13 protein-coding genes are annotated in these 13,461 nt (G+C 67.8%); 2 read left to right on the forward strand and 11 right to left on the reverse strand.

What is annotated here, in order from left to right; all coding sequences use genetic code 11:
• Positions 1 to 306: 306 nt before the first annotated feature.
• Positions 307 to 702: a MerR family transcriptional regulator gene (locus tag DEI84_RS01450; RefSeq protein WP_110824419.1), complete on the reverse strand. Its 396-nt coding sequence runs from the start codon at positions 700 to 702 to the stop codon at positions 307 to 309.
• 54 nt (positions 703 to 756) lie between these two features.
• Here DEI84_RS01450 and DEI84_RS01455 point away from each other — a divergent pair, with 54 nt between their 5' ends.
• Positions 757 to 1,467: an SDR family oxidoreductase gene (locus DEI84_RS01455; RefSeq protein ID WP_110889409.1), complete on the forward strand. Its 711-nt coding sequence runs from the start codon at positions 757 to 759 to the stop codon at positions 1,465 to 1,467.
• Positions 1,468 to 1,663: 196 nt separating this feature from the next.
• Here the strand turns inward: DEI84_RS01455 and DEI84_RS15425 are convergent, their stop codons facing one another.
• The 4 genes from DEI84_RS15425 to DEI84_RS01475 all read right to left on the reverse strand — a co-directional run bounded on the left by DEI84_RS15425 (position 1,664) and on the right by DEI84_RS01475 (position 7,566).
• Entirely contained in the window at positions 1,664 to 2,038 is a 375-nt protein-coding gene (locus DEI84_RS15425) for a hypothetical protein (RefSeq protein ID WP_146236274.1), read from the reverse strand.
• Between the two features lie 1,267 nt (positions 2,039 to 3,305).
• Positions 3,306 to 5,513, reverse strand: a complete 2,208-nt coding sequence (locus tag DEI84_RS01465; RefSeq protein ID WP_110889411.1) for an MMPL family transporter — start codon at positions 5,511 to 5,513, stop codon at positions 3,306 to 3,308.
• A gap of 209 nt (positions 5,514 to 5,722) precedes the next feature.
• Positions 5,723 to 6,382 carry a response regulator transcription factor gene (locus tag DEI84_RS01470; protein WP_110889412.1) on the reverse strand — a complete coding sequence of 220 codons (660 nt, stop codon included), beginning with the start codon at positions 6,380 to 6,382 and terminating at the stop codon, positions 5,723 to 5,725.
• On the reverse strand, positions 6,379 to 7,566 hold the full coding sequence (locus DEI84_RS01475) for a sensor histidine kinase (RefSeq protein WP_146236275.1): 1,188 nt from the start codon (positions 7,564 to 7,566) through the stop codon (positions 6,379 to 6,381). The genes DEI84_RS01470 and DEI84_RS01475 overlap by 4 nt, the downstream gene beginning before the upstream one ends.
• Positions 7,567 to 7,699: 133 nt before the next feature.
• Here DEI84_RS01475 and DEI84_RS01480 point away from each other — a divergent pair, with 133 nt between their 5' ends.
• Entirely contained in the window at positions 7,700 to 7,945 is a 246-nt protein-coding gene (locus DEI84_RS01480; RefSeq protein ID WP_146236276.1) for a hypothetical protein, read from the forward strand.
• Between the two features lie 38 nt (positions 7,946 to 7,983).
• Here the strand turns inward: DEI84_RS01480 and DEI84_RS01485 are convergent, their stop codons facing one another.
• From DEI84_RS01485 to DEI84_RS01510, 6 genes are all read right to left on the reverse strand, one after another.
• Positions 7,984 to 8,904: an alpha/beta hydrolase gene (locus DEI84_RS01485; protein ID WP_110889415.1), complete on the reverse strand. Its 921-nt coding sequence runs from the start codon at positions 8,902 to 8,904 to the stop codon at positions 7,984 to 7,986.
• A gap of 122 nt (positions 8,905 to 9,026) precedes the next feature.
• Positions 9,027 to 10,724 carry an MDR family MFS transporter gene (locus DEI84_RS01490; RefSeq protein ID WP_258371652.1) on the reverse strand — a complete coding sequence of 566 codons (1,698 nt, stop codon included), beginning with the start codon at positions 10,722 to 10,724 and terminating at the stop codon, positions 9,027 to 9,029.
• Positions 10,721 to 11,344, reverse strand: coding sequence for a TetR/AcrR family transcriptional regulator (locus DEI84_RS15550; protein ID WP_181420298.1), 624 nt, complete (start codon positions 11,342 to 11,344; stop codon positions 10,721 to 10,723). Before DEI84_RS15550 ends, DEI84_RS01490 begins: the two co-directional genes overlap by 4 nt.
• Positions 11,345 to 11,542: 198 nt before the next feature.
• Complete coding sequence (locus DEI84_RS01500; RefSeq protein WP_110889416.1) at positions 11,543 to 12,406, reverse strand: SDR family oxidoreductase; 864 nt, start codon at positions 12,404 to 12,406, stop codon at positions 11,543 to 11,545.
• Positions 12,403 to 12,975, reverse strand: coding sequence for an NADPH-dependent F420 reductase (locus tag DEI84_RS01505; protein WP_110889417.1), 573 nt, complete (start codon positions 12,973 to 12,975; stop codon positions 12,403 to 12,405). Before DEI84_RS01505 ends, DEI84_RS01500 begins: the two co-directional genes overlap by 4 nt.
• A 46-nt stretch (positions 12,976 to 13,021) precedes the next feature.
• Positions 13,022 to 13,384, reverse strand: a complete 363-nt coding sequence (locus DEI84_RS01510) for a DoxX family protein (RefSeq protein ID WP_110826189.1) — start codon at positions 13,382 to 13,384, stop codon at positions 13,022 to 13,024.
• Between the last annotated feature and the right edge of the window lie 77 nt (positions 13,385 to 13,461).

Consider the following 13,461-nt stretch of genomic DNA (forward strand, 5'->3'; position numbering starts at 1 on the left):
GCGCGTTGGTGCAGGGTGCAAGCCCCACCGGGTCGCGAATGGGCTCAGTCGACGACGTCGCAGACCCCGTCGAGTTCTTCGTCGTGCCGCTTGCGCGGTGGGTCAGCGGCAGTCAGTTGCTCGTTGGCGGCGGACAGAACTGACGTCAGCACATCCGTGATCACGACCCCGCTCGAGCCCCGAGTTCGAGCGGGGTTTCTGACACTTGAACAACGACTGTCGACTGTGATGGCTCTCCGCCCTGCAGGTGCAAACACCGCGGCGCCACGCAGGGCGTGGTGCTCACGGGCAGGGGGAACGACCCGGTCAAGCGGCGGCTGCGTTCGCTGAGGAGCGACACTCTTCTGGTGGCCGCCCCGCGACTGATTCCGCCGCGATGTCGCGGAGCCGTGTGAGGCGATCGTGGGTGGCGGTGAGGTCCTCGATCTGGCGTTGGATGCGATCGCTCTCCTCGTCGAAGTGGTCGAGCATCGTCGGTGTCGCGACGCCGGTGTCGAGGAACGGCAAGAGTTCGACGATTCGGCGACTCGGCATGCCCGCTGCGTAGAGCATCTGCATGAAGCGCACACGCGTCACGTCGGAATCGTGGTACTCCCGGTGCCCGCCCGTGGTCCGCTCCGACTCGAGGAGTCCCTGTTCCTCGTAGTACCGAAGCGACCGAACGCTGACGCCAGCGCGTTCTGCAAGTGCACCGATCCGCATTCTTCGGCTCCTGGGCTTGATTCTCACGTTGATGTCAGGTTCTAGCGTAGCGGCATGAACCTCTCTGGAGCCACTGCCCTCGTCACTGGCGCGAACCGCGGTATCGGTCGTCATCTCGCCGCCCAGTTGGTCGCACGCGGGGCGAACGTGTACGCGACCGCCCGACGTCCTGAACTGATCGACCTCCAGGGTGTGGAGCGCCTCGCCCTCGACATCACCTCCCCCGAGTCCGTCGCCGCGGCCGCCGCTCTAGCGACCGACGTTGATCTGTTGATCAACAACGCCGGTATCGCGACCACAGCGACCCTGTTGGGCGATCTGGACGCAGCGCACGCCGATATGGACACGAACGTCTGGGGCACCCTCTCCGTCATCCGCTCCTTCGCACCTGTCCTGGCCGCGAACGGCGGTGGGAGCATCGTGAACATCGCCTCGGGCGCCTCCTGGATGGCGATGCCAGGGGCCTCCGCCTACGCGGTGTCGAAAGCTGCCCTGTGGAACATGGGGAACGCGTTGCGTCATGAGCTGGCCGGGCAAGGGACAACGGTGACGTCCGTGCATCTCGGAGTAGCCGACACGGAGATGGCGGCGGGTGTTTTGATGGCCAAGACCGACCCGGCGGACGTGGCGCGCGCAACCCTGGACGGGGTCGAGCGCGGCGACTACGAGGTCGTGGTGGACGAGCAGGCTGCGTTGATCAAGCAGATGCTCGCCCGGGATCCCAAGGAGCTGTACGCGGTCGTGGCTCAGATGCTCGCATCATAGAAGCAGCCCGAGGACACCTGGCGTGCGTGCGAGGGCGCGTCGGAGAGGTGCTCGCGACCGAAGGCGGCGGGACCAAGAGCAGCGACCATCCCTGAAATGTGTGCGAGATGGATCGCACGCCCGGATCCGAGCGCTGTCGTCTGCGCCAAGCCACCTGCTGCTCGCGTCAGACGAATGAGCGCCGGAGACCTCCTCGTCAGCAGCTCTTCACGTCCGGTGCCATCATCCCCACCCCGACCGGCAGCGTCGTGGTCCGCAGTGTGCCGAGCGGCCCGTCCGTCAGGAACCGCAGCCCGGTCACGTGCCCCGAGTCCGCCCCCGGCCGGAGGTGCATCTCGGCGGCGACCCGGATCGCCCCATTCGCCGGGATGACCGCGCCCCGGGTCGGCAGCACGTGGTCCGCGTCGATGTCGTCGGAGAAGTAGCCGAACATCTCGCCCTCGTCGACGCCGACGATCGGTCGCGCGAGTTGCACGCGCACCGACTTGAGTCCGGCGTCCCACGTCATGCGGGTCCCTCGGATCGTCACCGGCTCGGCCGACGGGTTCTCGACGAGGAACGCGACGGTCATCACCGACTCATCGAACCCCGGCCTGTCCTCGGACCATCCGCCACAACCACCATCGGCAGCGACCGTCCGCAGGTCGGGACGGCCTGGCTGCTCTGCGACGATGAGGCCGGCAAGCAGCACGAGAGCGCCGATCGTCGCGGCGGCGAGAACGACCCGGGCCCCCATCCACCACCGGCCCTCCGCTGTCGGCCGGCCTTCGTTGGCTGTCATCGCGTCGGTCATCGGGTCCCCGTCCGGCCGTCGGCGCGGCCACGCCGCGATCCTGACACACGCGCGATACCAGCGGGTGCCCGACGGGTCGATGGTATCCGTGAACCTCCCGACGGCTCAGTTCGGCGCTGCTGGAGGTAGTACGAAGCTGTCGATGTCCATCCGACCGCCGCCGAATCCCTCAACGCCGACGAGTGCCGGGTCGACGTTTGCGACTGCTGCGAGAGTCGGGTTCCCCCGCCGAACTAGCCCCAAAATCCCTGGCCACGAGAGGAGCAAGACACTGTTTCTGGGAACGACGAAGCGCCTGGGGTGACCCGGGGGCTCCGTCGTGCCGGTCCAGGGGACCGGGCGCCTCGGGTCCGGCCCTGTCGAAGGGCTAGCCGAGGCCACCGACCGGTCGCGCAGTTCAGCACGAACACTGCCCCGAGCACGACGAGGGCCTCATCATCGTCGCTGCCGAACAACCGGTCCATGTCGGTATCTCAGACACGTTGAGAGGCAGTTGGACAAGTCAGTTGGCGGACGACAACTGTGGTCGTCGACGCAAAGTGTCGCGTCACGTCGCATTCCGACTCGGGTTGCAGATTCGTTGTCGTGACCTTTTTGAAGCGTCTCGTGTCGCCTGCGGAAAACCCCAGGTCAAACGCCTTCAAGCGAGACCTGGCAGGGTCGTGTCGCTGGCCGAACTACAGCATCGAAGTCGCGAGCTGACCCATGTCGCGCTCACCGGCGGCGTCGCCCTGCAACAGGGTCGGTCTCCCGTCTGAGCGCTCTGTCTACGGTCGCTCACCACGCACGACTCGGGCAGCGGCTGCCAGCTGCTTCTGTGCTCAGCAAGGCGGTTCGGGATGCTGACCGCTCAGCTTTGGTGCGGAGCCTTCCTCGACGGACGCACGGGCTGCTTCCGCTGCGAGGTAGGCGGTGATGTCGATGGGCTGAGTCGGGGGGAGGTGGATGTCTCCGGGGCGGACGGGGTGCTGCATCAGCTGGTCACTTTCGTTCGACGAGCGGAGGACGAAGGGCCCCGGTGTGTTCACCGGGGCCCTTCGGAGTGTCAGCGGACGAGGACTCGTGGCTGGTCGTGCGCGGCGGGTGCCGCGTCGTCGTGCTTGTCGAGGGCGTGGCCTTCGACGTCGACGTCGGGGAGGACCTTGTCGAGCCACTTGGGGATCCACCAGGCGGAGCGTCCGAGGAGGGACAGCGCAGCCGGCATGAGGACCATGCGGACGATGAACGCGTCCGCGGCGACGCCGATGAGGAGACCGAACGCGATGGAGGCGCCGATCGCGAACTCTCCGGTGGCAAACCCGCCGAAGACGACGATCATGATGCTCGCCGCGGCGACGAGGACGGGTCCGGATCGGGAGAAGCCCTCGCGGATCGCCTGCTTCGGGTCGAGGCCCTTGCGGTACATCTCCTGGATGCGGGAGACGAGGAACACCTGGTAGTCCATCGCGAGTCCGAAGAGCACTCCGACGAGCAGCAGCGGCAGGATGCTCAGCATCGGGTCACCCTGCGGTGCGGGCAGGAAGTCCAGCCAGCCCCACTGGAACACCGCGACGCTCGCGCCGAAGGATGCGCCGACGGAGAGCAGGTAGCCGAGCGTCGCGATCACGGGGATGAGGAGCGATCGGAACAGGACGATGAGCAGGATGATCGAGATGACGACGATGACGATGACGTACTTCACCAGCGCCTGAGCGAGCTGGTCGTCGGAGTCGATGCCGATCGCGGTCTCACCGGTGACCTCGAGGTGCGCGCCGCTGATGGTGTCCGCGTCGTCACGGATCTGGTGCACCAGGTCCTTGGTCGAGTCGTCGATCGGCCCTTCGGTCGGGATGACGGTGATGCGCGCGTAGTCGCCGTCGGAGCTGACCTGAGCGGGAACGACCTGCTGCACGCCATCGAGAGCGGTGAGTTCCTTCTCGATCGCGGCGGTCTTCGAGGTGATGTCGTCGCCCTCGGCCAGGACGATCAGGGGGCTCTGGACGCCGCCGAACTCGTCGACGATGAGGTTGTAGGCGGTGCGTTCGGTGGATTCCGGGTCGGATCCGCCAGGGACGTTGGAGGCGGTCTTCATGCTGAGCATGGGGAGCGCGACGACGACGAGGACGAGCACCCCGCCCAGGAGGGACACGATCGGGCGCTTCACGACGAAGCTGCCCCACGAGCGGAGGACGCCGCGCTTCTGCGGGCCGTCTTCGGTGAAGAGTTCCCCGCGCTGCAGAGCCGCACGGTGCTTCTTCGACAGGGCCTTCACACCCATGAACCGCATCAGTGCCGGCAGCAGGGTGAGCGAGAGCAGGACGGCGACGGCGACGGCGAAGGCGGCGGCGACACCCATCTCGGTGATGTAGCTGAGGTTCGCGACCAGGAGCGCGACGAGGGCGACGACGACGGTCATGCCGGCGAAGACCACGGCGGTGCCGGCGGTACCGGTTGCCCGGGCGATCGCGTCGTCGACCCTCCGTCCGGAGCGGAGTTCGGTCTTGAAGCGGGACAGGATGAAGAGGCTGTAGTCGATCCCGACGGCGAGGCCGAGCATGGTCGCGAGGATGATCGCGTTGTCACCGATCGGGGTGAGTGCGCCGTAGGCGAGGACACCGATCAGGCCGACGCCGACGCCGTAGACGGCGACGAGGAGGTTGATGCCCGCGGCGAGGAGCGAGCCGAACGTGATCGCGAGGATGATGAACGCGATGATGACGCCGGCGCCTTCACCCGGGCCGGTGGCCGGGGCGCCGAGGGGAACGAGGTTCCCGCCGAGCTCGACGCCGAGCGCCGGAGGAGCGTTCTCCTGCAGGTCGAGGGCCGCGTCGTAGAACGTCGTCTGCTGGGCCTTCGTCAGGTCACCGTAGGTCACCGTGGCGACGGCGATCGTGCGGTCTTTCGAGATGTACGGCTGTTCGGCGTTCAGTGGGTCGCTGACGGACTGAACCCCGTCGACCTTGTCGGCCTTCGCGAGGAACGACTCGATCTGCTTCGCTGTCGACGCGTCCGTGACGTCGCCGGACTCCGGTTGGAACACCAACTGCAGGGACGCGGTGTCCGAGCCGGTTGTCGAGGGGAACTCCTTGTTCATCCGCTCCAACGCCTGCGAGGCCTTGGTGTCGGGGATGCTCGTGGTCGCGGCGTCCTTCTCGATGCCGCTGCCGACGACGAAGATGCCGATCAGCACGGCCATGATCAGGAGCCACGCTCCGATCACCAGCCATCGGAACCGGGCACTGAAGCGCCCGAGGTGGGACAGGAACGTGGACATGCGGTTTCCTTCGTCGTCGTGGTCCGCGAGGTGCGGACAACGTCAACGATCCCGTCCGGGACGCTTCGGTACGGCCTCCTTTTGCACCGTCCGAACTACTTCATCTGCAGTAGATCCTGCCCCCCGCTCGCACTGTCAAGACAGGCGACAACGCTCGGGCATCCTCCGCTGGCTGAGCGATGGGTAGAGGAAACGACCAGGTGGTCGGGTCAGGCGATGAGGCCGGCTCGGTAGGCATACGCGACCAGTTGGGCCCGGTCGCGGGCGCCGACCTTCGCCATCGCACGGCTCGCGTGGGTCTTCACGGTGAACGGTGAGACGAACAACTCCGCTGCGATGGAGTCGTTGTCGTGGCCCTCTGCGATGCTGAGGACGACGTCCCGTTCGCGGGCTGTCAGGGCAGTGAACCGGTCGGCGAGGTCGGCGTCGATGACACGGCTCGGGCTGTCGGTGACGTGCCCGATGAGCGCGGCAGAGGCAGCTGCGGACAGGGCACCTCCCCCGCCGATGACTTCCTGCAGGCTCGCGATCAGCTCAGCTGGTCCGACGCCCTTGCCGAGGAACCCGTTCGCGCCAGCCCGGAGCGCGGCGAGGACGGTGTCGTCGTGCTCGAAGGTGGTCAGGACGACGATGCGGGTCTGTTCGGACGGGATCCGCTCCCGGATGCGTCGCGTCGTCTCGACGCCGTCGATCCCGGGCATGCGGACGTCCATGAGGACGAGGTCGACATCGTGGTCCCGGAGGAACGCGAGGGCGGCGAACCCGTCCCCTGCTTCACCGACCACGGCGAAGTCCGGGTGCACGTCGATGATGGTCCGCAGTCCGAGACGGATCATCTCTTGGTCATCGACCAGCAGCACGCGTGTCACGGGGTTGCTCCTTCGTTCCATGGGATCCGTGCCGTGACGGTGAAGACATCATCGTCGGCGCCGAGCTGCTGGGTTCCGCCGGCAGACTCGACGCGTTCGCGCATGCCGACGAGTCCGTACCCGCTGCCGTGGGCGGTCGGCGGCGTGGACGCGACCGGGTTCGTGACGCTGATGATCAGGTCGGCCTCGTCCGTCAGCACCGTCAGCGCGGCCTCACCGGTGCCGTACCGGTGCGCGTTCGTCAACGCTTCCTGCGCCACCCGGAACACCGTCACCCCGACGGCCTCGTGCGCTCGGCGAGCTTGGTCGGTGATCTGCACGTCGATCGACAGGCCGGCGTCCCGGAACGAGGAGACCAGCTCGTCGATGCTCGACAGGCCGGGTGTCGGGCGCCCCGCGTGATCGTCGTCGGCGTCGTCGCTGCGGAGCATGGCCAGCGTCCGTTGCGTGTCACTGAGGATCGACTGCACCGCTGTGCGCGCCGCGACCAGCGACCGCTGGGTCGCGGCGTCGTCACGGCCGGCGGTGACCTCGACCGCGCCGAGGTGCATGCTCACGACGGCGACCTGGTGGCCGACGATGTCGTGCAGGTCACGGGCGATGCGGACCCGCTCCTCCGCCACTCGCCGCTCAGCTTCGGCCTCCCGCGTCGCGATCGCGTCGCGGGTGCGCTGCTCGAGCGACTCCCAGTACTGGCGCTGCAGCCGCAGCGCCGCGCCCACGGCACCACCGGCGACGACGGCGACGATGACCGCGACGGCGTCGAGACCGACCGCGCGGCCAGCGGACAGGAAACTCGCGAGCCCGAAGATGACGGCCATCGCCAGCGCCGTGATCCCGGTGCTGCGCGTGGGCGGCAAGCCGCGCAGAGTGAGTGCGAACAGGACGAACACCACGACGGTGCATTCACCGATCGGGTCCCGCCCTCCGACGATCACCACGACGACGCCAGCCATCGTCAACGCGAGACCGACCTGCGGCAGCCGGACGGCGACGAGCGCTCCGGTGAGGGTCACGAGTGCGCCGACACCGGCGAGCAGACCATCGCCGTCGGTGGCGATGACGACCAGTTCCACGATCATCGCGGTCACGCTCACCCACAGCGGGAGGCGCTCGAGCACAGATTGCGCGCGCAGCCACAGCGGGCGCGGCGTCGCGGACACGCTGGGCGTCGGAACGGTCATCCCTTGAGTCTGAGGGAGGCCGGTGCCGGACATGTACTCCATCTGCATCAGGTTCTCCAGTTCCGGGGAACGACGCCGGCGGGTGTCGCTGCGCTGATGCTGTTCACCAGTCGCACCGATGAAGGGACACCTCATGACCACGCTTCTTCCCGCTCCATCTGCCACGGCGGCGATGTTCGTCTCGACGCCGGCGGAGCTCGATGACGGGTACGACCAGCAGATCCACCGTTCTCGAGCGGGGACGATCGCGCGCGTGCCGTTGCTGCCGCTCTGGGCAGCGGTCGCCACCACGAGCGCGGTGTTGCGGTTCGCGGGCTTCATGGTGCTGGCCACGTCGATGCTCCTCGAGAGCGCAGCGCGGAGCATCATCTCCCGCTGACGAGCCCGCCCGCGCTGCAACGCCCTGGAACGCGCGGGTCAGCGGAGGTGTTCGAGGAGGTGCGTGGTGAACGCGGCCATGAGCGTGTCGAGCGTCGCCTTCGGGGTGGAGCCGGCGTAGTAGAAGTCGTGATCGACCCCGTCGAACCGTCGGGTCTCGACCGGCGCACCGACCTCCACAGCATGCGCGGTGAACTCCTCGATCGAGGGACGGAGCGTGTCGTACTCCGCGGTGACGACCAGGGTCGGTGGCAGTGCGCGGAGCTCCGCCTCGGGGAGGAAAGCGGGCGAGACGAGCGGGTTCTTGCGGTCCGTGCTCGGCAGCGGGTAGGCCGCGTCGACCATCTCGAGCATCCCGGCGTTGACGAACGGCTTCTCGATCAGGAAGGTCGCTCCGGCGGGCGGGATCGACAGGTCCACGGCGGGAACGATGAGGGCGGCAGCGCGAACAGCAGGGCCATGCTCGCGTGTCGATTGCGTGAGGGTGCCGAGGGCGAGGTTCCCACCTGCGCTGCTGCCGGTCACCGCGATCCGGGTACCGTCCCACCCCATGGTCTCCCCGGAGCGGGCGACCCACGTGAGCACGTCGAAGCACTCCTCCAACGCCTGCGGGAACCGGGCTCTCGGTGATGTGCTGTAGTCCACGTTCACGACGACGCTGCCCACTTCGCCCGCGATCCCTCGAGCGAGGTGGTTGTCCTGCAGCGGGTTCCCGATCACGAACCCACCACCGTGGGTGTTGATGACCACCGGCGGCGTGGCACCGTTCACGGCGAGGGGGGCGTCAGCGGGAGGCCGCGTGATGGAGCAGCGGATCGAACCGTGACGGGTGGGGACGTGCACGATCTCGTTGTCGGGAACGGCACGGGAAGTGAGCTCCACCTTCGGTGCCCGGATGATGCGTGTGACGAGGGTCGACATCGCCCAGGTCCGGACGCGCATGCCGAGGGGGGCGGCCATGATGTGCTCTCTCTCATTCGGTCGGGGCTGCTGATGTGATCTGTGGGTCGAGCGTCTCCGCTGGTGCGTCCGACGGACGGAGTGAGGGGGCGCCTCGCAGCGCCCTCCTCACTGCGTCCCGGCTACTCGTCGCGCGGCGCCCCGGATCGGACGGAGTCCGGAACGGAGGGGCCTGCCGTTGCGACTGAGTGCCCACCGGCGGCGGCGTCCTGTCGCGCCTTCTCGAGTTCGTCGGCTTCTGCGCCGCCGATGGCTTCGCCACGAGCGACCATGCCGGCCGTGTCGGAGAGCTTGATCTGCGGCAGGAACAGGGCGAGCAGGAACGCGACGGCGATGAAGGGCAGCAGGTACCAGAACACCGGCGCGAGGGAGTCGGCGTACGCGTTGACGATGCCGTCCTGTACCGCCTCTGGCAGCTTCGCCACGGTCGCCGGGTCGATGCTGCCCGCCGAGGACGCGGCATCGGTCGCGGAACCGCCGGCGCCGCGGAACACGTCGGTCAGCGACGTGGTCAACCGTGCGGTGAACAGTGCACCGAACACGGCCGTGCCGAGCGATGCACCGACCTCGCGGAAGTAGTTGTTCGTCGAGGTGGCGGTCCCGACCTGCGATGCGGGCACCGCGTTCTGCGCGACGAGGACCACGACCTGCATGATCAGGCCGAGGCCCGCGCCGAAGACGAACAGGTACAAGCAGATCAGCCAGATCGGGGTGTCCGCGGCGAGCTGCGTGAGGCAGAGCATCGCGGCCGCGACGAGGATCGTGCCGACGATCGGGAACGCGCGGTAGCGACCGGTCTTCGAGATCAGGTTGCCGGACGCGATGGAGGTCCCGATGAGGCCGACCATCATCGGCAGCATCAGCAGACCCGAGACCGCGGCCGAGGTGCCGGACGCCATCTGCAGGAACGTCGGGACGAAGCCGATGGCGGCGAACATGCCGATACCGAGCACGAGACCGATGCCGGTCGCGAGCAGGAAGGTGCGGTTGCGGAAGAAGGACATCGGGAGCACCGGGTCCTCGACGCGGGTCTCGACGAGCACGAGCAACGAAGCGGCGACGACGAGGCCCGCGAACCAGGCCCACGTCTCGAGCGCATCCCAGCCGTGGTCCTTGTTGCCGCCGAACTCGGAGAAGAACACCAGGCACGTCGTGGCAGAGGACATCAGGAGCACGCCGAGGACGTCGATCCTCTTCTCGGCCTTCTTGGTCGGCAGGGTCAGTGCGAACCAAGCGATGCAGAACGCGGCGATCCCGACGGGGATGTTGATGTAGAACGCCCAGTTCCAGGTGAGGTGGTCGACGAAGAAGCCACCGAGGAGCGGGCCACCGATGGCGGAGAGGCCGAAGATCGCACCGAGCGGGCCGAGGTACTTGCCGCGCTGCGAGGCGGGGACGATGTCCGCGATGATCGCCTGCGACAAGATCATCAGACCACCTCCACCGAGGCCCTGCACCGCACGCCACACGATCAGCTGTGTGAAGTCGCCGGCGAACGCGCAGCCCGCCGATGCGATGGTGAACAGCGCGATGGCGATGAGGAACAGGTTCCGCCGCCCGAGCACGTCACCGAACTTGCCGTAGATCGGCATCACGATGGTGGAGGCGAGCAGGTACCCGGTGGTCAGCCACGCCTGGTGCGCGACACCGCCGAGCTCGCCGACTATGGTCGGCATCGCGGTGGAGACGATCGTCTGGTCGAGGCTGGAGAGCAGCATGCCCGCGATGAGCGCCGAGAAGATGGTCCAGATGCGGCGCTGGGTGAGCAGGAGCGGTCCGTCTGACCGTCCTGCTCGTGTCGCGCTCTTGGTCGAGCTCATGGGGTGTGCTCCAGTTCGTTTGTCGAGTGGGCCGCTCCGAGCGGCGTGCTGGTCGGCACGGTTGCGCCGTCCGAGGTCGCCATCGCCGTGACGAGGCGGAAGTTGGTCCGGAGGATGTCTTCGAACGGTGGTCCGTCCTCGTCGGCGAAGAACCGCCACGCGGTCGCCTTGAGGAGCGCGCCGACGATCTCGGCGACCAGGCGTCCGCGGTCATCGGTCGGGTCGGTCCATCCGAACCGGGAGCGCAGGGCGTCCCCGACGAGCTCCATCTGCCGGTCGGTCGCGGACACGAACCGGGCCACGAGGGACGGCTCGCGATCCAGCACGTCCCGCATGAGGGATTCTTCGCCGCGGTCGAGGCCGACGACGTGCAGGTGCTCGATGGCCAGGGCGACTGCCGCATCGATGGGGGCGAGATCTGGATCGACGGCCGTTCCGGCAGCGAACGCGGTCACCAGGCCGTCTTCGACGCCGAGTTCGATGCCGAGTACGACGTCCTCCTTGGAGGCGAAGTGGTTGAAGAAGGTGCGACGGGACACGCCGACTTCTTCGCAGAGCTGCTCGATGGTGAAGCCGTTCAGCCCATCGGAGATCGTCCGACGACGGGCGGTGGCGATCATGCGACGGCGAAGCAGTCGGGTCCGCTCAGATGTCTTCACACTCTGCAGTTTTGCACTTCCACGGAGAAAGTGCAAGTCCCCCGCACGGCCCTTCCACGGGGAGTTCTCCGAACCTGCAGCGGGTGTCACGAACACGAGAACGCTCCGTGGTGCCGTCTGTCGTCTGGCACCACGGAGCGTTGTCGTTCCGCGGATGGGTCAGGCCGTGTGGAGCCTGCGGAAGGTCTCCTCGAGTGTCACGGTCGGGTGACCGATCAGCGTGGAGAGGACCGGGGAGGGGCCGTCGAGGGCGCCGGCGGCGACGGCTGCGTCGAGGCCGACGAGGAACCCGATGGTGCCCTCGTCGAGACCGGCGGACACCAGAACCTGCTGGTGCTCCTCCGACGAGACGTCGGCGTACGCGACGTCACGTCCGAGGACGCGGCCTGCGGTCGCGGCGAACTCCGCGCCGTCCCAGGCGGTGACACCGGCGAGTTCCAGCGTCTCGCCACGGTGGGCACCCGTCGCAGCGACGACGGCGGCCGCTTCGGCGTAGTCGGAGCGAGCCGCCGAAGCGATCCGTCCGGTACCGCTGCTGGCGAGCCACTGTCCGGTCGCGGCGATCTGAGCGAAGGCCTGCTCGTAGTTCTCGTTGTACCAGTTGTTCCGGAGCACGGTCGCCGTGACGAGCGAGGCCGCGAGGAGGTCCTCGGTGGCCTTGTGCTCGGGAGCGACGAACAGCGTCGACGTGTCGGCGCGGGGAGCACTGGTGTAGACGATGTGCTGTACGCCGGCCTGCTCCGCGGCGCGGATGGCGTTGGTGTGCTGCGGCACACGCTGCCCGACCTCGCTGCCGGAGACCAGCACCAGGGTCTCGACGCCGTCGAACGCGGACGCGAGAGCCGCCGGATCGGCGTAGTCGGCAACGGCGGTGCGGACACCGGAGTCAGCGAACAGCGCGGAGAGGCGCTCGGCGTTCCGGCCGATGGCGACGACGTCGTCGGCTGCGACGCCACGAGCGAGGAGGTGTTCGACGATCAGGCGACCGAGGTTGCCGGTCGCACCGGTGACGGCGATCGTCACTTGATGACCCCGAGGGCGTCGGTCCAGCTGATCTGCTCGGAGACCGCGAGACCCATCTGGAGGTAGCCGATGCCCTCGAGCTCGTGGGCACGGGCGAGGGGGCCGGCGTCGTAGGCGTCGAGGCCACCGGCGGTGATCGCGCCGCCGAGAGCGGCCTTCGCGTCGGCGTCGTCGCCGGCGATGAGCACGGCGGTCCTCTTGCCGCCGACGCTCTTCGCGGCCAGCGCGCCGGCGAAGTTGGTGTTGAACGCCTTGACGACGTGCGACTCGGGCAGTCGGGCGGCGAGGTCCGCGGCGCCGCTGCCGGCGTCGAAGACGACCGGCTGGAAGGTGGCGAAGTCGACGGTGTTGGTGATGTCGACGACGGTCTTGCCGGCGAGGGCGCTCTTGTACTTGTCGGCGATCTCGGGGAGGGCGGCGTACGGCACCGCGAGGACGACGATGTCGCCGGCGAAGGAGGTGGGCTCGTCGCTGTGCTTGATCGACTCGACGGTGGCTCCTCCATCGGAGAAGACGGAGGCGATCGCGGTGCCCATGTTGCCGGTGCCGAGGATGCTGATGCTGGTCATGATGCGTGCTCCTGTTTCAGAGGTGGTGCGGTTGGAGAAGGTGTGGTCAGAGGGCGGCGAAGCCGAGGATCGCGCTGACGATCGAGAGGATCGCCAGGACGATCGGGGCCGCCGGGGACTCCTTGCGGCGCAGGTGGACGACCACGGCGCCGAGCATGAGGACAGCGAGGAGGATCGCGGCGATCGGGGTGAGGACCGGCGCGACGTCGAGCAGCAGCGGCAGGATCAAGCCGATGGCACCGAGGACCTCCGCGAGGCCGATGAGCTTGACGTGGCTGCTGGCGAAGTCGGCCGCCCAGCCCATACCGCTGCTGGCCAGGGCCTCCGCGGGACGGGCCAGCTTCATCAGGCCGGCTCCGAGGAACGCGAGTGCCAGGAGGCCGTTGATGATCCAGAGTGCGATGAGCATGATCTTCCTTGTGCTTGAACGTTGAAGTAACGAGGCCGACAGTACACAGCGTTTTGTTGAACGGTCAAGTTTTTTCT

The sequence above is a fragment of the Curtobacterium sp. MCBD17_023 genome (assembly GCF_003224415.1).
Classification (GTDB): domain Bacteria; phylum Actinomycetota; class Actinomycetes; order Actinomycetales; family Microbacteriaceae; genus Curtobacterium.